Origin of the sequence: Streptomyces griseoviridis (assembly GCF_005222485.1) — a bacterium.
Taxonomy (GTDB): domain Bacteria; phylum Actinomycetota; class Actinomycetes; order Streptomycetales; family Streptomycetaceae; genus Streptomyces; species Streptomyces hintoniae.
Genome location: NZ_CP029078.1, coordinates 366536 through 392057, shown reverse-complemented (window position 1 = coordinate 392057; position 25522 = coordinate 366536). Strand labels below are relative to the sequence as shown.

The window sequence follows — 25522 nt, the reverse complement described above, 5'->3', positions numbered from 1 at the left end:
GACGCATTATCGCACCGGATCCCCCGATGCCGCACGGGCCGGTCCACGCGGATCGCCGCGGGCCGCTCTCACACCAAGTGGTCGAACTCGCCGTCCTTCGCGCCGGCCAGGAACGCGGCCAGCTCGGCCGGCGTGTACACCAGCGCGGGCCCGTGCGGATCGCGGGAGTTGCGCACCGCGACCCCGCCCCCGGGCAGCGCGGCGACCTCGACGCAGTTGCCCTCCGCGTTGCTGTGACGGCTCTTGGTCCAGCGGACGTCCAGGGAGCCTGCCGGTACGCCGTTCGGAACTGATGTCATCGCACTCTCCTCGCGTTCGATCGCGCCGTGCCCGCCGGCCCGCCGCCGCTCGGGCGGGCCGTTCGAACACGGCTCCGGTGGCCGTACGCGCACGCAATTTCCCGTGAAATTGCACGCGCTCGCTCTCGCCGTGGATAATAGTCAGCGCGTCAACCCCCTTGCTGGCGCCCGATCCTGACACCACCTCAGTTCAGGGAGGCTCTGTGGCGTTGTCCGCGTTCCCGACCCCTTGGTCGGACCCGACCGGGCGTCCCGACGTCCCGCCGCGCCACACGCCCAGGGCCGCCGCCCTGCTGCTGTCCGGCACCTCCCACGAGTGCGCCGAGGCCCGCCGGTTCACCGTCCGCACCCTCGCCGCCTGGGAGTCGGAGCACCTCGCCGACGACGCCAGGACCGTCGTCGGCGAACTGACCGCCAACGCCGTCCGGCACGCGCGGGCGCACCGGCCGCTCGACACCGCCGAGGCCGAGATCCGGCTGAAGCTCACCCTGCGCCCCGCCCATCTGCTGATCTCCGTCACCGACCACGGCGACGACCTCCCTGCCTACCCGCCGCCCGCGAAGGACCTGGACACCGCCGGGCGCGGCCTGCGGGTCGTCGAGGCGCTCAGCGACCACTGGGGCTGGACCCGCTACCGGCCGACCGGCAAGACCGTCTGGGCCCTGCTGCCCCTGCGGCCCCGGAGCTGAGGGTGACCGTGCGACGAGGGGCCCGCCGATGACGAGCGCCCCCACGAGGGACCGGACACCCGGCGCCACGCTCCACGACGTCGGACAGGTGCCGTGGCGCGACCTCACGGACGTGACCGGCTGCGCCGCCGCCATCCCCTACCTGCTGGCCGCCATCGCCTCGGGCGACGACGCCGCCGCCAGGACCGGCGTCGACCGGCTGCGCCACCGCATCTGCCAGTACGGCTTCGTCGTCGGTGAGGCGACCCCCGCCACGGTCCCCTTCCTCTGGCACCTCGCCCAGCGCCCCCAGGTCACCTGCCGGGCGCAGCTCCTGCGGCTGCTGCGCAGCATCGCCGGCGCCCGGCAGTGGGAGACGGTGGCCGCCACGTCACCCAAGGCCCGCCGCCGCCACGACGACCAGCTCGGCTGGGAGTCGGCCGCCCGCCGCGCGGTGCGCGACCACGGTGGCGCCATGCCGCGGCTGCTCGCCGACCGGGACGCCGAACTCGTGCGGCTCGCCGAGGAACTGGCCTGCCTCATTTTCTGAACGCCGCACGCCGTTCAACCCGCCTGCTGTGAACACGACTTGAAAGATTCCTGGGTCCGGGGGGTTGCCGGAACCCTGATGTCATCCTTTAAATCAAGCCGTGAACTAAGTGGCCGCGCCGCGTTCCCGACCTCCCCACCCCTGGCACCTCCCTGCCCGGAGCGGCTCGGCCCTGTTGTGACCATCCCTCGTCGCACCCGCAGAGGAACATGGCATGAGATTCAGATCGTTGGGTGTCGCGCTCGTCGCCACGGCGGCGCTCGTCACCCTCCCCACCCTCAGTCCCCCGACCGCCGCGGCCGCCGACGCCAACCTGTCGCAGGGCCGCACGGCCACCGCCTCCTCGACGGAGAACGCGGGCACGCCCGCCGCGAGTGCCGTCGACGGTGACCTCGCCACCCGCTGGTCCTCGGCCGCCACCGACGACCAGTGGCTCCAGGTCGACCTCGGCGCCACCGCCTCGATCAGCAAAATCGTGCTGAACTGGGAGGCCGCGTACGGCAAGGACTACAAGATCCAGAGTTCGCCCGACGGCGGCTCCTGGACCGACCTCACCTCCGTCACCGGCGGCGACGGCGGCACCGACACCCTCACCGTGACCGGACAGGGCCGCTACGTCCGGTTGCAGGGCGTCCACCGGGCCACCGGATACGGCTACTCCCTCTGGGAGTTCCAGGTGTTCGGCACCACGGGCACCACCCAGCCCGCCGCCTGCAACACCGCCAACGCCGCCCAGGGCAAGGCCGCTTCGGCGTCCTCCACAGAGAACGCGGGCACCCCCGCCTCGGCCGCCTTCGACGGCGACGACACCACCCGCTGGTCGAGCCAGGCCGTCGACCCGCAGTGGGTCCGGGTCGACCTCGGCTCCGCGCAGGACATCTGCAAGGTCGACCTCAACTGGGAGGCGGCGTACGGCAAGGACTTCCAGATCCAGGCCAGCGCCGACGGCCAGAGCTGGACGACGCTCAAGACCGTCACCGGCGGCACCGGCGGCCGGGCCTCCTACGACGTCAGCGGCAACGGCCGCTACGTCCGGGTGCTGGGCACCGCGCGCGGCACCGGCTACGGCTACTCGCTGTGGGAGGTCGCCGTGCACACCGGCTCGGGCGGCGGCACCCCGCCCGTCCAGGGCGGCGGAGACCTCGGTCCGAACGTCATCGTGGTGGACCCCTCCACGCCCAACCTCCAGCAGAAGTTCGACCAGGTCTTCGCCCAGCAGGAGTCCGCGCAGTTCGGCTCCGGGCGCTACCAGTTCCTGATGAAGCCGGGCACCTACAACGGCATCAACGCCCAACTCGGCTTCTACACCTCGATCTCGGGCCTCGGACTCAACCCCGACGACACGCAGATCAACGGGGACATCACGGTCGACGCCGGCTGGTTCAACGGCAACGCCACGCAGAACTTCTGGCGTTCGGCGGAGAACCTCGCCATCACGCCGTCCAACGGCACCGACCGGTGGGCCGTCGCGCAGGCCGCGCCGTTCCGCCGGATCCACGTCAAGGGCGGCCTCAACCTGGCGCCCAACGGCTACGGCTGGGCCTCCGGCGGGTACATCGCCGACTCGAAGATCGACGGTACCGTCGGCCCGTACTCCCAGCAGCAGTGGTACACCCGCGACAGCTCGGTCGGCGGCTGGACCAACGGCGTCTGGAACATGACGTTCACCGGTGTCCAGGGCGCCCCGGCCACCAACTTCGACAGCGGCCCGTACACCACGCTCGACACCACCCCGATCTCGCGTGAGAAGCCGTTCCTCTACCTCGACGGGAACGACTACAAGGTCTTCGTCCCGGCCAAGCGCACCGCGTCCCGCGGTGTCTCCTGGCCCGCCAACGCGGGCGGCACCTCGCTGCCGCTCAGCCAGTTCTACGTCGTCAAGCCCGGCGCGACGGCCGCCACCATCAACACGGCGCTCGCCCAGGGCCTCAACCTGCTCTTCACGCCCGGCGTCTACCACCTCAACCAGACGATCAACGTCACCCGCGCCAACACGGTCGTCCTCGGGCTCGGCCTCGCGACCATCGTCCCCGACGGCGGTGTCGACGCGATGCACGTCGCGGACGTCGACGGTGTCCGGCTGGCCGGCTTCCTCATCGACGCCGGTGCCGCCAACTCCGACACCCTGCTCCAGATCGGCCCCGCCGGGGCGGGCGCCGACCACGCGGCCAACCCGACCACCATGCAGGACGTGTTCGTGCGCGTCGGCGGCGCGGGACCCGGACTCGCCACCAACTCCGTGGTGGTCAACAGCGACGACGTCGTCATCGACCACACCTGGCTGTGGCGGGCCGACCACGGCGCGGGCGTCGGCTGGGAGACCAACCGGGCCGACTACGGACTCAAGGTCAACGGCGACGACGTGCTCGCGACCGGCCTGTTCGTGGAGCACTTCAACAAGTACGACGTCCTGTGGAGCGGTGAGCGCGGCCGCACGATCTTCTTCCAGAACGAGAAGGCGTACGACGCGCCCAACGCGGCCGCCATCACCCATGACGGCATCGTCGGCTACGCGGCCTACAAGGTCGCCGACACCGTCACCACCCATGAGGCGTGGGGCCTCGGCAGCTACTGCAACTTCACGTCCGATCCGTCGATCGTCCAGCGCCACGGCTTCCAGGTGCCGGTGAAGGCGGGGGTGAAGCTGCACGACATCCTGGTGATCTCGCTGGGCGGCAAGGGCCAGTACGCCCACGTCGTCAACGACACCGGGTCGCCCACCTCGGGCACCGACACCATCCCCTCCAAGATCACGCAGTTCCCGTGATCGCCGTCCTCTGAGCCGGACGACGACAACGGGCGCCACGGACCGAGCCGTTCGGTCCGTGGCGCCCGCGCGTGCGGTCAGCCGGTGTACACCTCCGCCCGGTCCACGCTCACGAACGACCCCTGGGACGAGGCGTTGTGCTCGCCGGTGACCCGCACCCGCAGCGTGTGCCGGCCGGACGCCAGCTTCGGACTGAGGTACTGGACGGTCTCACCGGTGCGGATCGCCCCGTAGAAGTCGACGCGCTGCTCGGCCCCGCCGTCGACGCTGATCGCCGCGATGCCGTTGCCGGTGTCCCGCACCGACAGCAGCGCGATCCTGGTCCCGGTGAAGGAGAAGGTGGCGGTGTTGCCCGCCCGGTCGCTCCAGTGGTCGTCGCCCCAGAAGCACTGGGCCGCGCAGCCGGTGCCCGAGTTCCAGGTCCCGGTGTAGGCGAGGGTCCCGTCGGCGCTGGACCGGCCGTCGTCGTTGATCCAGTGGTTGCCCGAACCGGGGTCGCCCGAGGGCAGGTTCTGGGTCGCTCCCATGGCGAGCGGGGTGCCGAGGGCGGGGCTGCCGTCGGCGTTCCAGGTGATCTTCTGGGCCCGGGTGGTGCGGTCGGTGTAGGTGTTCACCGAGGTCGACTTGGCGTGGTAGACCATCCAGTCCTCGGTGCCGTCGGGGGACGTGAAGAACGCGTGGTGGCCGGGTCCGAAGACGCCCCTGCTGTCGTTGCGGGAGAACAACGCCCCCGACCGCTGGGTCCAGTTGGCGGGCACCAGCGGGTCGGCGCCGTCCGGCAGCGACAGCATCCACACCTGGTAGTCGGGTTTCCCCGTGTCGCACGTCGAGTACGTCATCCAGGTGCGGCCGCCCCGGTTCAGGAACTCGGGGCCCTCCCGCACCTCGGGGCAGCCGCCGGCCGCGTCGATCGCGACGGCGTTGCCCGAGACGGTGTACGGGTTCGACAGCGGGGCGATGTTCAGCCCGTTGTGCTGGTAGGCGTTGATGCCGCTGTAGGCCAGGTAGAGGCGGCCGTTGTGGGTGAAGACGCTCGGGTCGATCGCGAAGTCCGCGGTGTGGTTGGGCGGGACGAGCGCCGACTTGAAGTGGTAGGGGCCCGCCGGGTCGTCGCGGTCCGACTCCAGGACGTAGACCCGGTGGTGGTCGTCCACGCCGTCGTCGGCCGTGTAGTAGAGGTACCAGCGGTCGCCGAAGCGGTAGAACTCCGGCGCCCAGATGTTCCGGTTGCGGGAGGTGTCGGTGTCCGTCCACACGGTGACCGGGTCGGAGGCGAGCAGGGTGGCCAGTGAGGGCGAGCGCCACATCTTGATGCTGCCGCCCTGCGTGGTGGTCAGGTAGTAGGAGCCCTTCCAGTACGTCAGATACGGGTCGGGCCCGGTGTTGAGCGGGTTGCGGAACGTCGTGCTCGCGGCGGCGACCGCGCCGGGGGAGGCGACCGCGCCCGCGGCGGGGCCCGCCGCGCCGGCCGGGGGGACCAGGGCGAAGGAGAACAGCAGGGCCAGCAGGACGGCCGCCACGGCCGCCGGGCGGACGGTGCGGGGAGTGGTGCTCATGCGCGGCTCCCTTACATCGATGTAAGTCTCGGACCGGACGGTAGGGAAGAGGCGGTGCGGTGTCAACGAGGCGTGAGGCGAGGCCGGTTCACTGGCCGCCGAGTCCCGTCGTGGCCACGGACTTCACGATGTGCCGCTGGAAGAACAGGAACACCAGCACCAGCGGCAGCGCGGCCAGCACCGCCGACGCCATCGACTGCGCGTACTGGATGCCGTAGGCGTCCTTCACCGAGGTGATGCCCACCGGCAGCGTCATCAGCGCCGGGTCCGACGTGGAGACGAAGGGCCACAGGAAGTTGTTCCACGCCCCGATGAACACGAAGATCGACACGGCGGCGAGCATCGGCCGCGACAGCGGCAGCAGCACCGACCAGAAGATCCGCGCGTGCCCGGCGCCGTCGATTCTGGCCGCCTCCTCCAACTCCCTCGGCAGGGAGTCGAAGTGCTTCTTCAGGATGAACACCATCACCGGCGCCACCGTCTGCGGCAGGATCACCGCCGCGTAGGTGTCCAGCAGCCCGAGGCTCAGCATCTGCCGGAACCACGGCACGATCAGCATCTGCGGCGGCACCAGCACCGCCGCCACGGTCAGCGCGAACAGCCACCGGCCGCCCGCGAACCGGGTCCTGGAGAAGGCGTATCCGGCCATCGCCGACACCAGCACGGTGATCACCGTGACGGCGGCCGAGACCAGGAAGCTGTTGAACATCCACAGCGGCAGGTCGCCGCGCTCCCAGACGGTACGGAACCCGTCGAGCGTCAGCCCGTGCCGCGGCCACAGCCAGTGCACCGGATCACTCGCGTCCGGCTCGGACTTGAACGCGGTCAGCAGCGCCCACGCCATCGGCAGCAGCCACACCACGGCCAGCACCCCGAGGACCGCGAGCGCCAGCACCCGCGCGAGCCGGCTCTCCCCGAGCGAGAGATGGGTACGCCCCGACGGCGGGCGCCGGCGGCCCGCCGACAGTTCTCTGATCCTCGGCGGCCGGGGCGCGGGCGCCGGACGGACGGGCAGGTCGGTGGAGGTCATGTCACTTCTCCCGGCGGCGGAGGGCGGCGTACTGGGCCGCGGAGGCGAGGACGACGAGGGCGAAGAAGATGTAGCTGATCGCCGAGGCGTATCCGAGGCGGTAGCCGGTGAAGCCCACGTCGTAGACGTACTCGACCACCGGGCGCGTCGAGTTGTCGGGGCCGCCCTTGGTCAGCAGGTACACCTGGTCGAAGACCTTCAGCGAGGCCAGGATCTGCAGCACGGTGATGACCGCGGTGATCCGGCTGAGCTGCGGCAGCGTGATCGACCACAGCCGGCGCCAGGCGCCCGCCCCGTCGATCGCCGCCGCCTCGTACAGATGGTCGGGCACGGACTGCAGCGCGGCCAGGTAGAGCAGGAAGTTGAAGCCCACCGTCCACCACAGGGTGGTCAGGGCGATCGCGGACATGGCCACCGACGGATCGCTGAGCCACGCCACCTGGCCGAGGCCGAGGCCGTCGAGGAGGTGGTTGTAGAGGCCGAGGTCGGGCTGGTAGAGCCAGATCCACAGCAGCCCGACGACGCCCACGGGCAGCAGGTAGGGGGCGAAGAACGCCAGCCGCCACACCCACTGCCCCGGCAGCCCGGTGTGCACCAGCAGCGCCATGCCGAGCGCCACCGCCACCAGCGGGACCGTCGACAGCGCGGTGAACCACAGGGTGTGGCCGAGCGCGCGCCACATCTCGGCGTCCCTGACGGCCTCGGAGAAGTTGTCCAGGCCGATGAAGTCCGGGGAGTGGGCCGAGAGCGAGGTGTCGGTGAGGCTCATCCACAGCCCCTGGCCCAGCGGCCAGAGCATGAAGACGGCGAACAGCACCAGGAAGGGGAGGGCGAACAGCAGGCCGGGGGAGAGGAGCCGGCGCGCGGAGCGTGGCCCGGGGGTGGGCGGGGCCAGGGGAGAGGACATCGTCGTGCCTCCTGCGCGGATGGTCGCAGCCGGATCAGGCCGGGCTGGGCTTGGAGAGGAAGGTGTCGAGGCGGCGCACCATGGCGCGCGCGGCGCGGTCCGGGGCGAGGCCGCCGAGCAGGGCCTGCTGGAGGACCTGGCACATGGCGTTCTGGAAGTCCGATCCGGCGCCCGCGAACCAGACCGCCGGGTCGAGCACCACATGGCTCTGCGCCCGCGCGTAGTCGGCCTGCGGACGCAGCTTCGCGTACGCGGCCGTCTCGGTGACCGGCCGGTAGGCCGGGATGTGGCCGGCGCCGGCCCAGATCTGGCCGGCCTTCAGCAGCGCGGCGACCGCACGATGGGTGCGCCGGCGGTGTCCCGCGTCCGGGTGCGGGCGGCGCGGCAGCACGAAGGAGTGCGAGTCGGCGTACACGGCGGGCGTGCCGAAGACGGTGGGGAAGGGCGCGGCGCCCACCTTCGGGTCGGCGGCCCTGAAGGTGCCCAGCTCCCACTCGCCGGACAGGATCATCGCCGTCTGCCGGTTGGCGAAGGCGGCGATGGCCGCCGGGTAGTCGAGGCGCCGGGGGTTGACCCGGCCGTCGACGAGCTTCGCCATGAAGGCGATCACCTCGGCCATCCGGTCCACGTCGACCTCGGCCGGCCCGCCCGCGGGGAGCCGGAAGACCCCGCCGGTCTGCCGGTACAGCCCGTAGAACAGCCGCCAGCCCTGGGCCGAGTCGGTGACGTAGCCGAAGGCGATGCCCTGCTTGCCCGACGCCGCGGCCAGTTCCCGCCCGGCGGCGAGGAAGGCGTCGGGGGAGCCGAACGCCTCCGTGTCCAGGGTGCCGTCCTTCGTCAACAGGCCCGCCCGCGCGGCCGGTTCGGGGTGGTAGAAGACGATGAACGGGTGGGTGTCGAGCGGCAGGGCGTACGTCCGGCCCTCGAACCTGGTCCTGGACCAGACCGCGTCGGCGAAGTCGTCGGGGGTGACGCCGTACTCGGCCAGCAGGTCCAGGTCCCACGGGTCGAGCAGACCGGTGGGCGCGTACCCGGCCAGCCGGGACATGTGCGAGATCGCGACGTCGGGGCCGCGCCCGCCGGCCGAGGCCATGGCGAGCTTGGTGTAGTAGGGGGTGCCCCACTCCAGGACCGTGCGCTCGATCCCGGTCCCCGGCATGTCGGGACCCGCCGCGCGCACCATGTCGTTGAGGAGACCGCCGTCGGCCCCGCTGAACAGGTCCCAGAGGCGGACCGTCGAGCCGTCGGCGGCCTGGGCGGCTCCGCAGCCGCTCAGCGCCCCGGCGCCGAGCACCGCCGCGCCCGCGGCGAGTGCCGTCGTCAGGGCGCGGCGTCTGGTCGGTCCCGGGCGGGGGACCGGTGGGGGTGTGGCGGTCATGGGGCTCCTTCCCCGCGGGCGGCGCGGCGGCGGCCCCGCCCGGAGACCGGGTCGGCCGTCGCCGCGTACCGCCCACAGATCTACATCGTTGTACATCAGGGGTGGACTGCGGTGAGTTCCGCGCGCGCGGAGCGGGTCGCCGTCGCTACCGGCTGCGCTCGTAGGCCGCCGCGCGGAGCTGGGCGTCCCGCAGCAGCGCGGTGTCGGCCTTCTCCGAACGGTCGAACCGGTAGACGCCGTTGCGCTCCTGGAAGACGTCGGTGAGCTGGGTGTAGCAGTAGCCGAACATCTCCGGGTCGTCGAGCAGCACCCCGGTCAGACCGCGGAACCGCTCGACGAACTCCGCCTCGGTGCGCGGCCGTTCGCCGTACCCCCAGGAGACGCCCGAGTCGTCGCCGGCCGCCGCGGCGGCCTCGGGGTCCCACCAGATGCCCCCGAACTCGCTGCAGAAGTACGGCTGTCCGGCGTAGGGGAGCGACCAGGTGCGGCCGTCGGGACCCGTGTTCACGTACGGGCGGCCCTCGGCCAGCCCCGCCATCGCCTCGCCGAACGCGACCGGGTCCTGCTCGTAGCAGTGCGCGTCGTAGACGTCGGTCTCCGCCACCCGGTGCGCGTAGCCGGACGCGTCGATGACCGGGCGGGTGGGGTCGGCCTGCTTGGTGGCGAGGAACATGCCCCGGGTGACGTCGTCCAGGACGGTGACGCGGTCGTGCAGCGGCTGGTACGTCTCGTTGAGCGGGCACCAGCCGACGATCGAGGGGTGCGAGTAGTCCCGCTCCAGCGCCTCCAGCCACTGGGTGACGTACGAGGCGTCGGGCCGCTGGTTGTCGTCGCGGACGCCGACCTCGCACCCCCAGTCGCCGAACTCCCCCCACACCAGGTAGCCGAGCCGGTCGGCGTGGTACAGGTAGCGCTCCTCGAACACCTTCTGGTGCAGCCGCGCGCCGTTGAAACCGGCCGCGATCCCCAGTTCGATGTCACCGGCGAGCGCGGCGTCGCTCGGCGCGGTCATCAGTCCGTCGGGGTAGTAGCCCTGGTCGAGGACCAGCCGCTGGAAGACGCGCTCGCCGTTCAGCAGCAGCTGCCGCCCGCGCACCGCGACCGAGCGCAGACCCGCGTAGGAGCGGGCCGCGTCGACGACCGTGCCGTCCGGCGCCAGCACCTCCAACGACAGGTCGTACAGGTGCGGGTCGGCGGGCGACCAGGGGCGGACGGCGGCGTCGGGCACCGGCAGCACCAGCCGCGGGCACAGGTCGAGGTCGGCGCGCGACTCGGCGGTGACCAGGGTGCCCGACGCGTCCCCCAGGGTGGCGCGGACCCGGTGGCCCGGCGCGTTCGCGGTCAGCGGCAGCTCGACGAAGAAGGAGCCCGACGCCAGGTCGGGGGTGATCCTCGGGCGCCGCAGCGCGACGGCTCGGGGCACCGGTTCGAGCCAGACGGTCTGCCAGATGCCGGTGGTCCTGGTGTAGTGGCAGTGCGAGTTGGCGTACCAGGTGGCCTGCTTGCCGCGCGCCTGGACGCCGTGCCTGCTGTCGCGGGCCCGCACCACGAGCGTCAGCTCCGCGCCGGCGGCGGCCACCTCGCCGAGGTCGGCGGTGAAGGGCGTGAACCCGCCCCGGTGCCTGGCGACTTCGCGGCCGTTCGCCCAGACCGTGGTGTCGTGGTCGACGGCGCCGAAGTGCAGCAGCACCCGGGCGTCGGCCCAGTCGGCCGGGACGGTCACCGTGCGCCGGTACCAGACCGCCTCCAGGAAGTCCGGGTCGCCGACGCCCGACAACTCCGACTCCGGGCAGAACGGGACGACGATGCGGCCGGTCAACTCGCGTTCCAGCAGGCCGCGTTCGAGCCCGGTGTCGGAGCGGTCGGTCTCGAACTGCCACGCGCCGTTGAGATTGAGCCAGGCGTCGCGGACGAACTGCGGCCTGGGGTACTCGGGTCGGGGCGGCTGCTCCGGCGGATTCGGGTCGGGCATGGGGCTCCTCGCATCGAGAGTGCAGGTCGGTGCGGGCACATGGCATCATGGCGATTACAACGATGTAAATATGTCGGCGGAGATTGACCGGCCTGAATTCGCTCCGTCACGGTCGGTACGATCACCGTCGGCGGAGGAAAGAGGGAGCGTGGCTGCCAGACCCAGGATCAAGGACGTGGCGGAGTACGCGGGCGTCTCTCCCAAGACCGTCTCCAACGTGATCAACGACTACGAGCACGTGTCGGAGCGGACCCGCACCGCCGTGCGCGAGGCGATCGACGCGCTCGGCTACCGCGTCAACATCGCGGGCCGGCAGCTCCGCCAGGGCCGCACCGGCATGATCACCCTCGCCGTCCCCGAACTCGACGTGGCCTACTTCTCCGAGCTGGCCAAGCACGTCATGGCCGAGGCCGACCGGCTCGGACGCACCGTGCTGCTCCACCAGACCGGCGGCGAGCGCGCGCGGGAACTGGCCGCGCTGCACGGCTTCGACACCCAGTTCTCCGACGGCGTCATCCTCAGCCCGCTCTCCCTGCTGCCCCGCGACCTCGCCACCCGCGACCGCAGGCTGCCGGTCGTCCTGCTCGGTGAACGCCCCGCCGAGGGCGACACCGACCACGTCGGCATCGACAACGTGCGCGCCGCCCGCGACGCCACCGCCCATCTGCTCGCCAGGGGGCGGCGCCGGATCGCCGTGATCGGCGGCGCCGTCCGGGGCAGGCAGGGCACCGACCGGCTGCGCACCGACGGCCACCGCCAGGCGCTGCGCGACGCCGCCGTCCCCTTCGACCCCGATCTGGTGGTCCCGGTGCGGGCGTTCCACTGGCGGGACGGCGCGCAGGCCGCGACCGAGCTGATCCGCCGGGAGTCCCCGCCCGACGCGCTGCTCTGCCTCAACGACCACATGGCGCTCGGCGCCCTGCGCGCCCTGCACGAGGCGGGCCGCTCGGTCCCTGGCGACCTCGACGTGGTCGGCTTCGACGACATCGAGGCCGCCCGCTTCAGCGTGCCCAGCCTGACCACGGTGGCCCCCGACAAACCCCGGATCGCCCGCGTCGCCGTCGACCTGCTCGTGCACCGCATCGACACCCCCGACGAACCGGGCCCCGGCCGCGACGAGGTGATCGGCCACCGGGTCATCGTGCGGGAGAGCAGCGGCGGGTGAACGGGGCCGGCGGAGCGGGGGAGCGGGGGGCACCGGGAGTCGGAGTCCGAATGGGAGCCTCCGGGCGCGGAGCCGGGAGATCCGGGCGGGCGGCGGCGCGCGCCTGACCCCGGCTCCGCCGGTCCGGCCGGCCCGCGCCGCCGACTGCGCGGGCCGGCCGGGTCCACCGCACTGTCGCGGGGCGGGGGTTGCGACCCCGTTGCATCGAGCGGGTGTTCGGGCCGGTCGGGGCGGCGGGACGGCGCACGGAGCTGTCCGGATCCCGCGCCCGCGCCCGGGGAGTGCCCGGCCGCAAACGGGGCAGGAACCCTCCCGTGAATGGGCTGGCCACATCGTTGTGGGATCCGCACAACGGACAAGGACTACGACAATTCGCCGAACTGGCGCTGGCGCTGCTGCTGTCCACCCTCATCGGATGGGAGCGGGCGGCGAAACAGAAGAGTGCGGGACTGCGCACCCACACCCTGGTGGGGGTCGCCAGCGCACTCATGATGCAGGTCTCGCAACACGGGTTCAACGGGGTGCTCGGGCTGGAGAACGTCTCCTTCGACCCGTCCCGGGTCGCGGCCCAGATCGTCTCCGGGATCGGCTTCATCGGCGGCGGCCTCATCTTCGTCCGCCGGGACGCCGTCCGCGGTCTGACCACCGCCGCCACCGTCTGGCTGACCGCCGCGGTCGGCATGGCCTGCGGCGGCGGACTCCCGCTGCTGGCCGGCGCCGCGACCGTCCTGCACTTCCTGGTGGTGCGCGGCTACCCGCCGCTGTCCGCCCGGCTGTCGCCAGGATCGGTCACCAGCACCTTCGAGGTCCGGCTGACCTACAGGACCGGCTCGGCGCTGCTGCCCCGGCTGATGCAGATGTGCACCCGGCGGGGCTTTCGGATACTGCAGGTCACCGTCGAGCGCCTGCCGGGCCGCACCGACGACGCGGCCCGCGTCCTGCTCGGCCTCGAAGGCAGCAAGGACCCGACCGACCTGGTCGCGGAACTCTTCCAGGACGAGGGCGTGATAGACGTGTCGGTCACGTCGGCGGCCCTCGACGACGAGTAGCACCAACCACCCGGCCGGGCGGGAGAGGAACCGGGCGACCCCCGGTGCCCACCCGGACGAAGGGCGCCCCCGCGGACCGCGGGGGCGCCCTTGCCGTGCCGGGGCGTCTGCACCCGGCGGACGTCAGTGACCGGGGCCGTCCGAGCCGTAGTGGCCGCTGAGCTGGTCGCGGTAGGCCGGGTCGCCGAGATGCTTCTCCTTGTCGAACTCGGGCGCCGCCTTGATCCGCTCCTTGGTGCGGCCCACCCGGATGGTCTTCGCCTCGTGGTCGACGGCCTCGACCGTGCCGGCCGGCAGCAGGACCTCCTTGCCGAGGATCCACGGGCCGGTGTCGACCACCAGGTACTGCGGGCCGACGTCGTTGGAGTGCTTGTCGACCTTGCCGACCCGGCCGTCGAGGGCCTCCACCGTGTAGCCGGTGAAGTCCAGGTCGGGGGTGTGTCCTGCGGTGGGCGCGTAGCTCCACAGCGAGTCGTTCGTCATGTGCGTCCCTTCGTGCACGAGCGGGCGGGTGAACGGCGCACTGCTGTACACCTGCTCCCTCACGGATCACCCGAACCCCGGCCGCCAAACCGGAAAGCGCCCACGTCCACCCGCTGCGTACGCTGTCCGGGTGCCGCCCACCTCCCGCCTCCGCCGTGTCGCCGTCCTCGTCCTCGAAGGGGCCAAACCGCTGGACGTCGGCATCCCCGCCCAGGTCTTCACGACCCGCGCGAGCATGCCCTACGAGGTACGGCTGTGCGGTGCGGCACCCGGCCTGGTGACCGGCGGCGACGGGCTCTCCTACCATGTCGCGCACGGCCTCGACACCCTCGTCTGGGCCGACATCGTCTTCATCCCCGGCTACCGCTTCCCCGACCGCGACGACCCGCCGCGCGCCGTCACCGACGCCCTCACGGCCGCCCACACCAGGGGCGCCCGGCTCGCCGCCATCTCGACCGGCGCCTTCGCCCTCGCCGCCACCGGCCTCCTCGACGGCCGACGGGCCACCACCCACTGGCACTACACCCGCGCCCTCGCCGCGCGCCACCCGCACATCAGGGTCGACGAGAACGTCCTCTTCGTCGACGAGGGCACCGTGCTCACCTCGGCGGGCGCCGCCTCCGGCATCGACCTGTGCCTGCACATCCTGCGCGGCGACCTCGGGGTGGCCGCCTCGAACCACGCCGCCCGGCGCCTGGTCGCCGCCCCCTACCGCAGCGGCGGCCAGGCGCAGTACGTGCCGCGCAGCGTGCCCGAGCCGCTCGGCGAACGCTTCGCCACCACCCGCGAGTGGGCCCTGAACCACCTGGACCGACCCCTCACCCTCGAGTCGCTGGCCCGCCAGGCGGCCGTCTCGCCGCGCACCTTCTCCCGGCGGTTCGTGGAGGAGACCGGCTACACGCCGATGCAGTGGGTGATGCGCGCCCGCGTCGACCGGGCCCGCGAACTCCTGGAGCGCTCCGAGCGGGGCGTGGAGCGGATCGCCGCGGACGTGGGCCTGGGCACCGGGTCGAACCTGCGGCTGCACTTCCAGCGCATCCTGGGCACCACACCGAGCGAGTACCGCCGCACCTTCGCGCGCGGCGAGTGACCAGTCCCGCGCGCCGTCGGCCCCCGGGTCCGTCCGTGGTGAGCGGCCCGGCCGCGGCGCTCTCGGCCCTGGCGTGATCCTTGTGAACCGTGGCGATCATGCCACTGGCCGCGCCCGCCCGCGCGCGCGAGGCTGGTGGGGAAACGAAGGGACATCACCATGACTCGCCTCGCCATCAACGGCTTCGGTCGCATCGGCCGCAATGTGCTCCGCGCCCTGCTCGAACGGGACAGCACGCTGGAGGTCGTCGCCGTCAACGACCTCACGGAACCCGCCGCCCTGGCCCGACTGCTCGCCTTCGACTCGACGTCAGGACGCCTCGGCCGTCCCGTGACCGTCGAGGGCGACACCCTCGTCGTCGACGGCCGCCGCATCACCGTCCTCGCCGAGCGCGAGCCCGCCAAGCTCCCGTGGGCCGAGCTGGAGATCGACCTCGTCCTGGAGGCCACCGGCCGCTTCACCTCGGCCGAGGCCGCCCGTGTGCACCTGTCGGCGGGCGCAAGGAAGGTGCTGGTCAGCGCGCCCTCGGACGGCGCCGACGTCACCCTCGCGTACGGCGTCAACACCGACGCGTACGACCCGGCCGCGCACACGATCGTCTCGAACGCCTCCTGCACGACCAACGCCCTGGCGCCGCTCGCCGCGGTCCTAGACGACCTCGCGGGCATCGAGCACGGCTTCATGACGACGGTGCACGCCTACACCCAGGAGCAGAACCTCCAGGACGGCCCGCACCGCGACGCGCGCCGCGCCCGCGCCGCCGGTGTCAACATCGTGCCGACCACGACCGGCGCCGCCAAGGCGATCGGCCTCGTGCTGCCGAACCTCGCGGGCAAGCTGTCCGGCGACTCGATCCGGGTCCCGGTCCCGGTGGGCTCGATCGTCGAGCTGAACACGACCGTCTCCCGCGACGTCACCCGCGACGAGGTGCTCGCCGCCTACCGCACCGCGGCCGAGGGCCCCCTCGCCGGCGTCCTCGAGTACTCCGAGGACGCGCTCGTCTCGTCCGACATCACCGGCAACCCCGCCTCGTCGATCTTCGACTCGGCGCTCACCCGGGTCGACGGACGGCACATCAAGGTCGTCGCCTGGTACGACAACGAGTGGGGCTTCTCCAACCGGGTCATCGACACCCTGGAACTCCTCGCCGCCGGCTAGGACGTATGTGGCGGTCGGCCTGGCTGGCCGGGCCGATCGCCCGCCGCCGGGTCCTTCGGAGCCGTCCGGCCTGCGCCCCGGCCGGCGGACGCGGTCGGCCGCGCCCGCGTGCCGCCGCGCAGGGCCGACGCGACCGCGGAGACCAGGGCCATGGCGGCGGCGACCGTGAAGACGATGGTCAGGCCGTGGTGGAAGGGTCCCGCGACCAGTTGCGGGAAGAACGTGTGCCCGGTGAGGACCGCGCGCTGGGCCGCCGTCAGCTGGTCGAGGACGCCCTGCGAGCCGAGCAGGTGCGCGATGGGGTTGTTGCCGAGGAACGTCGCGAAGAGGGTGCTCACCGGTGGCAGCCCGGCCGCCCGCGCCGCCGCCGCGGTCGGCACGCCGTGCGCGACGAGACCGTCCCGCAGGGTCGCCGGCAGGGTGCTGGCGAGCCCGGAGACCATCAGGGAGAAGAACACCCCGATGGAGAGCGCGGTGCCGGAGTTCTGGAACGTGGAGCGCATCCCGGAGGCGACGCCCCGGTACTCGGCCGGGACACTGCCCATCACCGACGACGTGTTCGGCGCCGAGAACATGCCCTGACCCAGCCCGTTGAGCAGCAGCAGCCCCGCGAACGTCGGATAGTCGAAGTCGACGGGCAGGGCCAGCAGGCCGAGGAAGGAACCCGCCACCACGAGGAGTCCCGCGGTGGAGAACAACCGGGCCCCGAACCGGTCGGAGAGATACCCCGACAGCGGCCCCGCCACCAGGAACCCGCAGGTCAGCGGCAGCATGAAGACGCCCGCCCAGAGCGGGGTGTCCTCGAAGGCGTAGCCGTGCAGCGGCAGCCAGATGCCCTGGAGCCAGATGATCAGCATGAACTGGAGGCCGCCCCGGGCGATGGCCGTCAGCAGCGCCGCGAGGTTGCCCGCGGCGAACGCTCGGATCTTGAACAGGGCGAGGTTGAACATGGGTTCGGCCACGTGGGTCTCGATGAAGCAGAACGCCAGCAGCAGCAGGACGCCGACCGCGAGGGCGCCGAGCACCCAGGGGTTGCCCCAGCCGGTGGGGTCGCCGCCGTAGGGCTGGATGCCGTAGGTGATCCCGGCCAGCAGGACGCCCGCGCCGGCCGCGAAGGTCGCGTTGCCCAGCCAGTCGACCCGGCCGGGGCGGCCCGCCGAGGTCTCCCGCAGGCTCAGGTACGACCACACGGTGCCGGTGACACTGATCGGCACGCTCACCCAGAACACCGCGCGCCAGTCGACGACGGCGAGCAGACCTCCGGCGAGCAGGCCGAGGAACTGCCCGGCCAGCGCGGTGATCTGGTTGATGCCGAGGGCGGTGCCCCGCTGGTGGGCGGGGAACGCGTCGGTGAGGATCGCCGCCGAGTTCGCCGTCAGCATGGACCCGCCGAACGCCTGCACGATCCGCCAGCCGATCAGCCACAGCGCCCCCGCGCCCTGCTGGAACGGATCGAGCGACAGCGCGACGGAGGCGCACGCGAACACCAGGAAGCCGAGGTTGTAGATCCGTACCCGGCCGAACATGTCGCCGAGCCGGCCGAGGACGACCACCAGGACCGCCGACACGAGCAGATAGCCCAGGATCATCCAGAGCAGATAGCCGATGTTGCCCGGCGCGAGCGGGTCGAGGCCGATGCCCCGGAAGATGGCGGGCAGCGAGATGATCACGATGGACGCGTCCATGGTGGCGATCAGCACGCCGAGCGTGGTGTTGGAGAGCGCCACCCACTTGTAGTTCGGGCCCGGCGGCACGTCGTGCCGCCGTACCGCGCCGGCCGCGAGCCGCGCGAACACTCCGACGGGGCGCCCGGTCACAACCGCTCCGCCAGCCGTTCGAGCAGGGGGACGGCCGCGGCCAGCGCGGCCCGGTCCTGCGCGGAGAACTCGTCGAGGACGGCCTCAAGGCGGCGTACCGACGCCGAGCGCCGCTGCGCGAGCACGGCCCTGCCCTCCTCGGTGACGGCGACGATGCTGCGCCTGCCGTCCGCCGCGTCGGGGGTGCGCCGCACGAGTCCGCGCCGGGTGAGGCCGGCCAGGGTGGTCGCCATCGCCTGCGGGCGCACCCGCTCCGACTCGGCGAGCGCCGACGGCGACCCGGGCCCCTCACCGGCCAGCCGCGCCAGCACCGACACCTCCGAGAGCGACAGGTCGCCCACCGCGTGCGCCTGCCGCAGCCGCCGGGTCACCCGCCCCACGGCGACCCGCAGCCCGGCCGCGAGACCGCTCTCCGCACCGGGACCGGGTGCGTGACCGCTGTCCCGCACTGCTTCCGTATCGACCTCCATAAGTAATAACAGTAGATTTATCAGTCTGGACTGTTCAATCAAGCCGGGGTAAAACGCCGGGGGCCCGGCCCACGCCCGTCGGTAAGGTCCCCACCGTGAAGACCGGCACCCCCCAGACCCGCCTGATCGTCCTGCGCGGCAACAGCGCCTCCGGGAAGTCGAGCGTCGCCGCAGCCCTGCGGGACCGGACCGGACGCGGACTCGCCCTCGTCGGCCAGGACAACCTCCGCCGCACGGTCCTCAAGGAACGCGACCGCCCCGGCGCCCCGAACATCGGCCTGATCGACCTGACCGCCCGCCACGCCCTGGACGCCGGCTACCACGTCGTCGTCGAGGGCATCCTCCGCGCCGACCACTACACCGGGATGCTCACCCGGCTCCGCGCCGACCACGCCGGGCGCACCCACTGCTACTACCTTGACGTCCCCCTCGCCGAGACCCTCACCCGGCACGCCACCAAGCCGATCGCCGACGAGGTGGACGAGCGGCTCCTGCGCGAGTGGTACAGGACGCTCGATCTGCTGCCCGGTGGCATCGAGACCGTCATCGGCGCCGACAGCCCCCTGGAGCGGACCGTGGAGCGGGTCCTGCGCGACGCCGATCTCGTCGGACCCTCCCTCACCCCCCGCTGAACAGGCGGCGGGCGTTGCGGGTGGTCAGGGCGCGCCAGGTGGAGCCCTCCGGGGCCTCGGCCGCGTCGATCGAGGCGACCTGGGCCAGGACGCCAGGGGCCGGGGTCCAGCAGGAGTCGCTCCCGTAGAGGACGCGGTCGAGGCCGAAGGCCCGCTCGACGGCCGGGACCTGGTCGGGGAACGGGGTGCCCGCCAGGTCGTACCAGAGGCCGCCGAGTTCCGCGCGGACGTCGAGGTCGCCGTCGCCGGGAAACAGCGTCCGGAACAGCTCCAGGCGGGCCGCGAGCAGCGGCAGCGCGCCGCCTCCGTGGGTGAGGATCCAGCGGATGCCCGGGTGGCGGACGGTGACGCCGCCGAGGACCAGGTCCGCCGCCGCGCGCGCCGTGTCGAACAGGAACTCCATCATCGGGCGGGGCCGCCCCGAGGTGAGGGCCTCCCAGCCGGGCGGTGACGTCGGATGCACGAAGACGATCGCGCCGCGCCGGTCGAGCTCCGCCCAGAGCGGCGCGCACCGCGCGTCGCCGAGATAGACGCCCCGCGCGTTGGTCTCCACCGCGAGCCCGTCGGCGCCCAGCACATCGAGCGCGTACGCCGCCTCGGCCAGCGCGCCCTCGACGTCGGGCAGCGGGAGCGCCGCGAAGTGACCGAACCGGTCGGGCCGTTCCCGGCGCAGCCCCGCGCCGAACTCGTTCACCTCGCGGCTCAGCGCGCGGGCCGCCGCGTCGTCGCCGAAGTGGGTGCCGGGGGAGGAGACCGACAGGACCGAGAGGCCGATCCGCGCCTCGTCCATCAGCGCGAGGGCGCCCCGCGCGCTCCAGGACGGCCAGTCCGGCATCCCGTCGGGTCGCCCGATCCCCGCCTCCCGCGCCGCCCGGACGTACCGCTCGGTGACGAAGTGGGTGTGCACGTCGACGAAGGGCGGAGCCTCGCTCACTGCTGCCTCCCGGGTGGGGGTACACGCTGGTACCCCCACGGTAGGGAAGCCGGCCCCGCGCCGCCCGTCCGACGGCCGGCGGCCGGTCCCGTCCGTCAGGCGGCGGTGCCGCCCGCGTAGTCGGCGGCGAACGTCGTCTCCACGGTCCTCGCCACCTGGGCCGCCGCGCCGGTGCCGGTCAGGATGATGCCCAACTCCCGGTTGCGGCTGAGGGAGTTGCTGCTGATGTTCATCGAGCCCGCCTCCACCGCCTGGGTGGCGAGGCCGTAGTCGGCGACCATCGCCTTGGCGTGGATGTAGAAGCCGCCGGGGTCGGAGTACCCGACGACGGTGCCGCCCGCCGCCTTGATCCTGGAGACCGCGCTCGCGTAGTCGCCCGGCGTCTCCAGGACCACCCGCACGGTGACCCCGGCCTTGGCGCGCGCCTCGACGGCGGCGACCACCGCGCTGTCGCTCAGCTCCAGTTCCTCGACGTCGAGGGTCTTGGTCGCGCCCTCGATCAGCGACACCAGGCGGTCGCGGGAGTCGGTGGGCGACCAGAGCAGGTGGTCGCCGTCGCCCGGGGTGACGGAGGTGCCCGCGTAGTCGGCGGCGAAGACCTTCTCGATGGCGGCGACATCGCGGGGGTCGTCGTCGAACACCCCGTAGTCGCGGCTGGTCCGGTAGTACCGGGAGGTCAGATTCCCGGTCATGATCAGGGACTTGGCGCCGTCCACCGTGATGGTCTTCTGGTGGGTGTAGACGAAGGCGGCCGACGACCAGACCACGCCGGCGCCCGCCGCGGTGAGTGCTCTGTACGCCGGGTTGTCGGCGCTCTGGTGCTGCCGGTCGAGGATCACCCGCACCGCGACGCCCTTCTTCTCCAGGGCGACGAGGTCGTCGACGGCGGTGGTGTCCTCCAGCTCGTACATGGTCATGTCGAGTGTCCTGGTGGCCGAGTTGATGAAGTCGTAGATGGCCGGCTGGCCGCCGGTCCGCGCGAAGGCGAACGCGGAGTAGGAGCCGGACCGCACGGGGGCGGGGGCCTCGGCCGGAGAGCCGGGAGGGGCAGGAGAGGCGGGGGAGGTGAAGGAGACGGGGGAGACGGGAGGGGCGGGTGTCGCCGCCGGGGTGGCGGGGGTGGCGGTGGCGAACACGGCGGCGCCGACGGTCAGTACGGTGCAGGCGCGGCGGGCGATCTTCCACGACATGGGTGGCTCCTGGTCGAGTTCCTGCCCGCCATGGGGGCGAGCGGAGGGATCACACCACGCGTGCGGAGCGCCGCGAGGGAGAATCCGCGCGAACCAGCCCCGCGCTCTCCGCCCCGCTCCTCGGGCAGGAGCGGGACGGCGCAGGTGGGGGCCGGTTCGGCGGGGTTCGGCGGGTGGGCAAAATCTGAGTATCACGGAGGATTTCGGCCGTTTGTTTCCCTCTGCTACGGCTGGACCGGAACGCGCGTCCGGGGCGTGCGCAGGACGCCCGCGGTCGCGGCGGCGACGAGGCAGCAGAGCACGGGGAGGAAGAAGGTGAGGTTGAGCGGGACGAGGTGGGTGAGCCAGCCGATGACGGCGGGCCCGGCCAGCATGCCCAGGTAGCCGAGGCCCGCGACCCGGGAGACGTTGGCGCCGGCCGCGCCGTCCTCGGCGTGCCCGGCGGCGCTGAACAGCTGCGGCACGCATCCGGAGAGACCGGCCCCGAACACCGCCCAGCCCGCCAGGGCGAGCGGCACCCACGGGGAGACGGCGACCGCCGCGATGCCCACGGCCGCCGCGCCCGCGCCGTAGCGCAGGACGGCGGCCGGGCCGAAGCGGGCGGCGACCCGGTCAGCCAGCAGCCGGCCGACCGTCATGGCGGCGGCGAAGCTGCCGTAGGCGAAGGCGGCGGTGGACTCGGAGGCGTCCAGCATGGTCTTGAGGTGCAGGACGCTCCAGTCGTTGGCGACGCCCTCGCACAGCATGATCAGCAGCGCCAGGACGGCGAGCAGCCAGATCCGGGTGGGCGCGCGGTGGCTCCCGCCCGCGCCGTCCGCGTCCTCCGCGGCGGGGTCCGCGGGTGCGGGGGCCTCGGTGGGCAGCAGGGCGCGGGCCGTTACGACGGCGACCACCGCGGCGATAAGGCCGGCCGCGCCGAGCGTCGTCGCGGGGCTCAGCGACCAGCCCGCGGCGGCGGCCCCGGCCAGGGCGGCCAGCACCCCGCCGACGGAGAAGGTGGCGTGGAAGGCGGACATGACGGGCCGGCCGTACGCCTTCTCGACCTGGACCGCGTGGGCGTTCATGCTCACGTCCAGGCAGCCGTTGGCGAAGCCGAAGACCAGCAGGGCGAGGCCGAGCGCCCACGGCCCCGAGGCCAGGCCCGGCAGGACGAGGGTGGCGCCGCACAGCAGCGCGGAGGCGGGCACGACGACCCGGGTGGAGAGCCGGTCGGCCAGCGGCCCGGTCACCTGCATGCCGAGGAAGGCGCCGAGGCCGAGCAGCACGAGGAAGCCGCCGAGGACGGCGTGGCTGATGCCGACGCGCTCCTCGATGGGCGGGATCTGGACGACCCACATTCCCAGCAGGGTCCCGTTGAGGATGAAGTAGGTGAAGGTCGCCGCTCGCGCGGCACGCAGGGAACGTTCCATGGAGTGAACATATCGAACATGAATTGTGTTTCAAAAGCCCTGCTTCTCACAGCCTTGCTGTTCGTTCGCCGGGTGGGGTTGAATCGGGGCCATGAGTAACGCAGACCGCCTCCGGCAGACCGGGGAGGCCGTGCGCGCGGCGGGGAGCCTCACCGTGGCGGAGCTGGCCGCGCTCACCGGGGCTTCCGAGATGACCGTACGGCGCGACCTGGACGCGCTCGCCGCGCAGGGGGTCCTCGAACGGGTCAGGGGCGGGGCCCGCAGTCTCGTCCTGCGCGGCGAGGAGCCGCCGTTCGCCCTGCGCGTCCAGGACGGTGCCGAGGCGAAACGGCGGGTCGCCGCCGCCGTCGTCGAACTGATCGGCGACGGCGAGACCGTCGTCCTCGACAGCGGCACCACCTGCCTGGAGGTGGCCCGGCTGCTGCGCGGCCGGCGGGTCACCGTGATGCCGCTGTCGCTACAGGCCGTCGCCGTCCTCGCCGAGGGCGCGGGACAGACCGCGCTGCTGGTGCCCGGCGGACGGCCCCGGCCGGGCGAGGGAGCCCTCACCGGCCCGCTGACGCTGTCCTCGCTCGCCGCCGTACGGTTCGACACCGCCGTCATCGGCTGCTGCGGCCTCGACGCCGCACAGGGCCTGACCGCCTACGACCTGGACGACGCGGCCGTCAAACAGGCCGCGCTCCGATCGTCGCGACGCGTCCTCGCCGCGACCGACAGCGCCAAACTCACCCACACGGCTCACGCGTTCGTCGCCCCGGTCACCGCCCTGCACACCCTCGTCACCGACCGGTCGGCGCCCCGGGAGGCGATCGACGCGATCGGGGCGGCGGGCGTGACGGTCAGGACGGTGTGACCGCCGGCGCGTCCTCGCCCGCCGGACGCGGCGTCACCGACACCGACAGGTCGTTGTCGACCGTGTAGTAGGGCCGCACCATCAGGCCGCCGACGGGTGTCGCCGGGTAGACGAACACCGACTTGCGGTCCGCCACGTCGTCGAGGAGGCGGGCGAGCCGGATCAGGGGCGCCTCCCGCGCGGGCCGCACGAACACGTCCCAGACGCCCGCCCCGTCGGCCGTCAGCTCCCGGTGGGCGACCGTGAACGAGAACGACCGGTGATCGTCGGCCGCGCGGACCTCCGCCGTCCGGGTCGGGCCACCGCCCCGCCGCCGCAGCAACGCCGTCGCCCCGGGCCCCACTTCGGCGCCGTGCAGACGGGCGGCGAACGTCGTCGCCGACTCCGTGACGCCGAGGTCGGCGGCCTCCGCGTGCCCCGGCCGCAGCCAGGCCCGCACCGCGAGCCTGCCGTCCTTGGTGACGTACGGGACGCGCACCGCCAGCGGAACCTCCCGGTCCCGCAGCCGCCCGTCGACCAGCGCCCGCAGATCCCGCGCCGCCGGATACACCCGCTCCCGCCCGGCGTCCGGGCCGCGCAGCACGTACACGTCCCACCGGCCCTCCGCCAGCACCGGATCGAGACCGAGGACGGCCCGCGCCCCGCCGTCGTCCCCCGGCTCCGTGTCGAGGACGTGCCGCACCCGCTCCGGCTCGCCCTTCCTCGGCCGCAGCCGCACCAGCAGCCGCCCGGCACCCGGCCTGATGTCGAACGTGATCCGGCCGTCGGCGTCGACCGAGCAGCCCACCCGGGTCCGCGCCCCGTCCCGCGCGCTCACGACGACGCCCCGCGCACCCGGCGCCGCACGGACCCCGCCGCGGCGATGGCGGCGTCCCGCGCGGCGAAGCCGTGACCGGTCAACGCCCGCCGCGCGGAAGCCCGTTCGACGACGGTCCTGCGGCCGGCCCGGCGGGCCGCGACCGCGTCGGCGAGCAGCCGCTCGGCCTGCTCGACCACCGGCCCCGGCGCGAACCTGCGCGCGTTGCGCAGCGCCGCCCGCCCGCTCCTGCCGCGCCGCTCGTCGTCCCCGACCAGTTCGAGCAGGGCCGCGCCCAGCGCCTCCCGGTCCCCGACCGGCACCAGCCGCCCGTCGACACCGTCCGTGATGATCTCCCCAGGCCCGTAGGGGCAGTCGGTGCTCACGACCGGCAGACCACAGCGCATCGCCTCCACGATCGTCATGCCGAACGGCTCGAAGTCGGAGGCCGCGACCCCGATCGAGCCCTTGACCCACTCGGCCTCCATCGGAGCCGCCGCGCCCATCAGGAACACGTGGTTCCACAGCCCGAGTCCGGTGATGAGCCGCCGCAGCCGGTCGTGCTCCTCGCCCCTGCCGTAGATCCGCAACTGCCAGTCGGGGTGGGCGGCCGCGACCACCGCGAACGCCTCGATGAGCAGGTCGTAGCGCTTGACCGGGACCAGCCGGCCCGCCGCCACGACGACCTTCGCGCTGCCGTCGGCGGTCGGCAGCACCGGATCGGGCACGCTGTTGGGCAGCGCCTCGATCCGCACCCCCGGCAGCCGCATCTTGCGCCGGTAGACCGCCGCGTCCGCCTCCGTCACCGTGGTCAGCGCGTCGAGCCTGCCGTAGGCCCGGCGCAGCGCGTGCCGCAGCCGCGGCCCGTGGTTGTCCAGGGTGAGATGCTCCTGCCCGACGCGCGCCACCCGGCCGGGCGCCTCGAGCGCGAGGTGCACGTTCAGCCCGGGGCGGGTGCCGATCACCGCGTCCGCGTCCACCGCGGCGAGGTGCTCGCCGATCCGCAGATCGGTCAACTCGCTGTACTGGTGGTAGCGGTACTCGGCGGCCGGGAACACCCGCGACGGTCTGCGGTGGCGCGGATCGTTCCCCTCCCGCCGCAGATCCACCAGGGGCCGCAGCGAGACACGCGGGTCGAGGGTGAAGTGGGGGTCCTCGCGGTGCCGCAGGACCGACACGACCTCCACCTCGTGCCGCGCGGCCAGCGCCTGGGCCAGATTGAACGTGGTGGTGATCGTGCCCCCGATCCCGTAGGCGTTGTGCAGCAGGAAAGAGATCTTCATGGTGCCCTAGACAGCGCCAACTCCCGGCGAGTTGCCAGGCGTTACCACTTCGTAGTGCGCGCCGCA

General features: G+C 72.9%; 23 protein-coding genes. 9 read left to right on the top strand and 14 right to left on the bottom strand.

Translation table 11 applies throughout. The features are described 5' to 3' along the window. Positions 1 to 68: 68 nt before the first annotated feature. On the bottom strand, positions 69 to 299 hold the full coding sequence (locus tag DDJ31_RS01560) for a DUF397 domain-containing protein (RefSeq protein WP_127182109.1): 231 nt from the start codon (positions 297 to 299) through the stop codon (positions 69 to 71). A 203-nt stretch (positions 300 to 502) separates the two neighbouring features. Between DDJ31_RS01560 and DDJ31_RS01555 the strand changes: the two genes are divergently transcribed. The 3 genes from DDJ31_RS01555 to DDJ31_RS01545 all read left to right on the top strand — a co-directional run bounded on the left by DDJ31_RS01555 (position 503) and on the right by DDJ31_RS01545 (position 4284). Next, positions 503 to 988 carry an ATP-binding protein gene (locus tag DDJ31_RS01555; RefSeq protein WP_240678321.1) on the top strand — a complete coding sequence of 162 codons (486 nt, stop codon included), beginning with the start codon at positions 503 to 505 and terminating at the stop codon, positions 986 to 988. A gap of 28 nt (positions 989 to 1016) precedes the next feature. Further along, the gene (locus tag DDJ31_RS01550; RefSeq protein ID WP_127182110.1) at positions 1017 to 1517 is read left to right on the top strand and encodes a hypothetical protein; all 501 of its coding nucleotides are present in this window, start codon (positions 1017 to 1019) and stop codon (positions 1515 to 1517) included. Between the two features lie 214 nt (positions 1518 to 1731). Then, positions 1732 to 4284: a discoidin domain-containing protein gene (locus DDJ31_RS01545; protein WP_127182111.1), complete on the top strand. Its 2553-nt coding sequence runs from the start codon at positions 1732 to 1734 to the stop codon at positions 4282 to 4284. Between the two features lie 77 nt (positions 4285 to 4361). Here DDJ31_RS01545 and DDJ31_RS01540 read toward each other — a convergent pair whose 3' ends face one another. The 5 genes from DDJ31_RS01540 to DDJ31_RS01520 all read right to left on the bottom strand — a co-directional run bounded on the left by DDJ31_RS01540 (position 4362) and on the right by DDJ31_RS01520 (position 11127). Beyond that, positions 4362 to 5840: a glycoside hydrolase family 43 protein gene (locus DDJ31_RS01540; protein ID WP_127182112.1), complete on the bottom strand. Its 1479-nt coding sequence runs from the start codon at positions 5838 to 5840 to the stop codon at positions 4362 to 4364. Positions 5841 to 5928: 88 nt separating this feature from the next. After that, entirely contained in the window at positions 5929 to 6870 is a 942-nt protein-coding gene (locus DDJ31_RS01535) for a carbohydrate ABC transporter permease (RefSeq protein ID WP_127182113.1), read from the bottom strand. 1 nt (position 6871) lies between these two features. Then, complete coding sequence (locus DDJ31_RS01530) at positions 6872 to 7777, bottom strand: carbohydrate ABC transporter permease (RefSeq protein ID WP_127182114.1); 906 nt, start codon at positions 7775 to 7777, stop codon at positions 6872 to 6874. A 34-nt stretch (positions 7778 to 7811) separates the two neighbouring features. Beyond that, entirely contained in the window at positions 7812 to 9155 is a 1344-nt protein-coding gene (locus DDJ31_RS01525; RefSeq protein ID WP_127182115.1) for an extracellular solute-binding protein, read from the bottom strand. 145 nt (positions 9156 to 9300) lie between these two features. Continuing rightward, complete coding sequence (locus DDJ31_RS01520; protein ID WP_127182116.1) at positions 9301 to 11127, bottom strand: glycoside hydrolase family 2 protein; 1827 nt, start codon at positions 11125 to 11127, stop codon at positions 9301 to 9303. Between the two features lie 148 nt (positions 11128 to 11275). Between DDJ31_RS01520 and DDJ31_RS01515 the strand changes: the two genes are divergently transcribed. Together DDJ31_RS01515 and DDJ31_RS01510 are read left to right on the top strand one after the other, a co-directional pair. Further along, positions 11276 to 12292, top strand: coding sequence for a LacI family DNA-binding transcriptional regulator (locus DDJ31_RS01515; RefSeq protein ID WP_240678322.1), 1017 nt, complete (start codon positions 11276 to 11278; stop codon positions 12290 to 12292). Between the two features lie 314 nt (positions 12293 to 12606). Next, positions 12607 to 13341, top strand: coding sequence for an MgtC/SapB family protein (locus DDJ31_RS01510; RefSeq protein WP_127182118.1), 735 nt, complete (start codon positions 12607 to 12609; stop codon positions 13339 to 13341). 123 nt (positions 13342 to 13464) lie between these two features. On the opposite strand, the gene DDJ31_RS01505 is transcribed toward DDJ31_RS01510, so the two are convergent. Beyond that, the gene (locus tag DDJ31_RS01505) at positions 13465 to 13824 is read right to left on the bottom strand and encodes a PRC-barrel domain containing protein (protein ID WP_127182119.1); all 360 of its coding nucleotides are present in this window, start codon (positions 13822 to 13824) and stop codon (positions 13465 to 13467) included. Between the two features lie 130 nt (positions 13825 to 13954). On the opposite strand from DDJ31_RS01505, the gene DDJ31_RS01500 reads away from it, so the two are divergent. Together DDJ31_RS01500 and gap are read left to right on the top strand one after the other, a co-directional pair. Then, positions 13955 to 14914: a GlxA family transcriptional regulator gene (locus DDJ31_RS01500; RefSeq protein ID WP_127182120.1), complete on the top strand. Its 960-nt coding sequence runs from the start codon at positions 13955 to 13957 to the stop codon at positions 14912 to 14914. 159 nt (positions 14915 to 15073) lie between these two features. Beyond that, positions 15074 to 16072, top strand: coding sequence for a type I glyceraldehyde-3-phosphate dehydrogenase (gene gap / locus DDJ31_RS01495; protein ID WP_127182121.1), 999 nt, complete (start codon positions 15074 to 15076; stop codon positions 16070 to 16072). On the opposite strand, the gene DDJ31_RS01490 is transcribed toward gap, so the two are convergent. Both DDJ31_RS01490 and DDJ31_RS01485 read right to left on the bottom strand, forming a co-directional pair. Further along, a complete protein-coding gene (locus DDJ31_RS01490; RefSeq protein ID WP_240678484.1) occupies positions 16069 to 17757 on the bottom strand; it encodes an MFS transporter in 1689 nt (562 codons plus the stop codon). The two genes, gap and DDJ31_RS01490, sit on opposite strands and share 4 nt — an antisense overlap. A gap of 128 nt (positions 17758 to 17885) precedes the next feature. Beyond that, on the bottom strand, positions 17886 to 18359 hold the full coding sequence (locus DDJ31_RS01485; RefSeq protein ID WP_127182123.1) for a MarR family winged helix-turn-helix transcriptional regulator: 474 nt from the start codon (positions 18357 to 18359) through the stop codon (positions 17886 to 17888). A gap of 95 nt (positions 18360 to 18454) precedes the next feature. Between DDJ31_RS01485 and DDJ31_RS01480 the strand changes: the two genes are divergently transcribed. After that, entirely contained in the window at positions 18455 to 18991 is a 537-nt protein-coding gene (locus DDJ31_RS01480) for an AAA family ATPase (protein WP_127182124.1), read from the top strand. Here the strand turns inward: DDJ31_RS01480 and DDJ31_RS01475 are convergent. The 3 genes from DDJ31_RS01475 to DDJ31_RS01465 all read right to left on the bottom strand — a co-directional run bounded on the left by DDJ31_RS01475 (position 18978) and on the right by DDJ31_RS01465 (position 22524). Then, complete coding sequence (locus DDJ31_RS01475; RefSeq protein WP_127182125.1) at positions 18978 to 19925, bottom strand: amidohydrolase family protein; 948 nt, start codon at positions 19923 to 19925, stop codon at positions 18978 to 18980. The two genes, DDJ31_RS01480 and DDJ31_RS01475, sit on opposite strands and share 14 nt — an antisense overlap. A 95-nt stretch (positions 19926 to 20020) precedes the next feature. After that, positions 20021 to 21115 (bottom strand): phospholipase D-like domain-containing protein, encoded by a 1095-nt coding sequence (locus DDJ31_RS01470; protein ID WP_127182126.1) that lies wholly within the window; start codon positions 21113 to 21115, stop codon positions 20021 to 20023. Positions 21116 to 21339: 224 nt separating this feature from the next. Further along, on the bottom strand, positions 21340 to 22524 hold the full coding sequence (locus DDJ31_RS01465; RefSeq protein ID WP_127182127.1) for an MFS transporter: 1185 nt from the start codon (positions 22522 to 22524) through the stop codon (positions 21340 to 21342). A gap of 91 nt (positions 22525 to 22615) precedes the next feature. Here DDJ31_RS01465 and DDJ31_RS01460 point away from each other — a divergent pair, with 91 nt between their 5' ends. Further along, positions 22616 to 23377, top strand: a complete 762-nt coding sequence (locus DDJ31_RS01460) for a DeoR/GlpR family DNA-binding transcription regulator (RefSeq protein WP_127182128.1) — start codon at positions 22616 to 22618, stop codon at positions 23375 to 23377. Here DDJ31_RS01460 and DDJ31_RS01455 read toward each other — a convergent pair. Both DDJ31_RS01455 and DDJ31_RS01450 read right to left on the bottom strand, forming a co-directional pair. Further along, a complete protein-coding gene (locus DDJ31_RS01455) occupies positions 23364 to 24194 on the bottom strand; it encodes a hypothetical protein (RefSeq protein ID WP_127182129.1) in 831 nt (276 codons plus the stop codon). The genes DDJ31_RS01460 and DDJ31_RS01455 overlap by 14 nt on opposite strands. Further along, positions 24191 to 25456: a glycosyltransferase family 4 protein gene (locus DDJ31_RS01450; RefSeq protein WP_127182130.1), complete on the bottom strand. Its 1266-nt coding sequence runs from the start codon at positions 25454 to 25456 to the stop codon at positions 24191 to 24193. The genes DDJ31_RS01455 and DDJ31_RS01450 overlap by 4 nt, the downstream gene beginning before the upstream one ends. Between the last annotated feature and the right edge of the window lie 66 nt (positions 25457 to 25522).

What these genes read in the sequence shown, in the direction of transcription:
- DDJ31_RS01560 (WP_127182109.1), bottom strand. Translation starts at nt 299, where the DNA reads ATGACATCAGTTCCGAACGGCGTACCGGCAGGCTCCCTGGACGTCCGC.
- DDJ31_RS01550 (WP_127182110.1), top strand. Translation starts at nt 1,017, where the DNA reads ATGACGAGCGCCCCCACGAGGGACCGGACACCCGGCGCCACGCTCCAC.
- DDJ31_RS01545 (WP_127182111.1), top strand. Translation starts at nt 1,732, where the DNA reads ATGAGATTCAGATCGTTGGGTGTCGCGCTCGTCGCCACGGCGGCGCTC.
- DDJ31_RS01540 (WP_127182112.1), bottom strand. Translation starts at nt 5,840, where the DNA reads ATGAGCACCACTCCCCGCACCGTCCGCCCGGCGGCCGTGGCGGCCGTC.
- DDJ31_RS01535 (WP_127182113.1), bottom strand. Translation starts at nt 6,870, where the DNA reads ATGACCTCCACCGACCTGCCCGTCCGTCCGGCGCCCGCGCCCCGGCCG.
- DDJ31_RS01530 (WP_127182114.1), bottom strand. Translation starts at nt 7,777, where the DNA reads ATGTCCTCTCCCCTGGCCCCGCCCACCCCCGGGCCACGCTCCGCGCGC.
- DDJ31_RS01525 (WP_127182115.1), bottom strand. Translation starts at nt 9,155, where the DNA reads ATGACCGCCACACCCCCACCGGTCCCCCGCCCGGGACCGACCAGACGC.
- DDJ31_RS01520 (WP_127182116.1), bottom strand. Translation starts at nt 11,127, where the DNA reads ATGCCCGACCCGAATCCGCCGGAGCAGCCGCCCCGACCCGAGTACCCC.
- DDJ31_RS01505 (WP_127182119.1), bottom strand. Translation starts at nt 13,824, where the DNA reads ATGACGAACGACTCGCTGTGGAGCTACGCGCCCACCGCAGGACACACC.
- gap (WP_127182121.1), top strand. Translation starts at nt 15,074, where the DNA reads ATGACTCGCCTCGCCATCAACGGCTTCGGTCGCATCGGCCGCAATGTG.
- DDJ31_RS01490 (WP_240678484.1), bottom strand. Translation starts at nt 17,757, where the DNA reads ATGGACGCGTCCATCGTGATCATCTCGCTGCCCGCCATCTTCCGGGGC.
- DDJ31_RS01485 (WP_127182123.1), bottom strand. Translation starts at nt 18,359, where the DNA reads ATGGAGGTCGATACGGAAGCAGTGCGGGACAGCGGTCACGCACCCGGT.
- DDJ31_RS01470 (WP_127182126.1), bottom strand. Translation starts at nt 21,115, where the DNA reads ATGTCGTGGAAGATCGCCCGCCGCGCCTGCACCGTACTGACCGTCGGC.
- DDJ31_RS01465 (WP_127182127.1), bottom strand. Translation starts at nt 22,524, where the DNA reads ATGGAACGTTCCCTGCGTGCCGCGCGAGCGGCGACCTTCACCTACTTC.
- DDJ31_RS01460 (WP_127182128.1), top strand. Translation starts at nt 22,616, where the DNA reads ATGAGTAACGCAGACCGCCTCCGGCAGACCGGGGAGGCCGTGCGCGCG.
- DDJ31_RS01450 (WP_127182130.1), bottom strand. Translation starts at nt 25,456, where the DNA reads ATGAAGATCTCTTTCCTGCTGCACAACGCCTACGGGATCGGGGGCACG.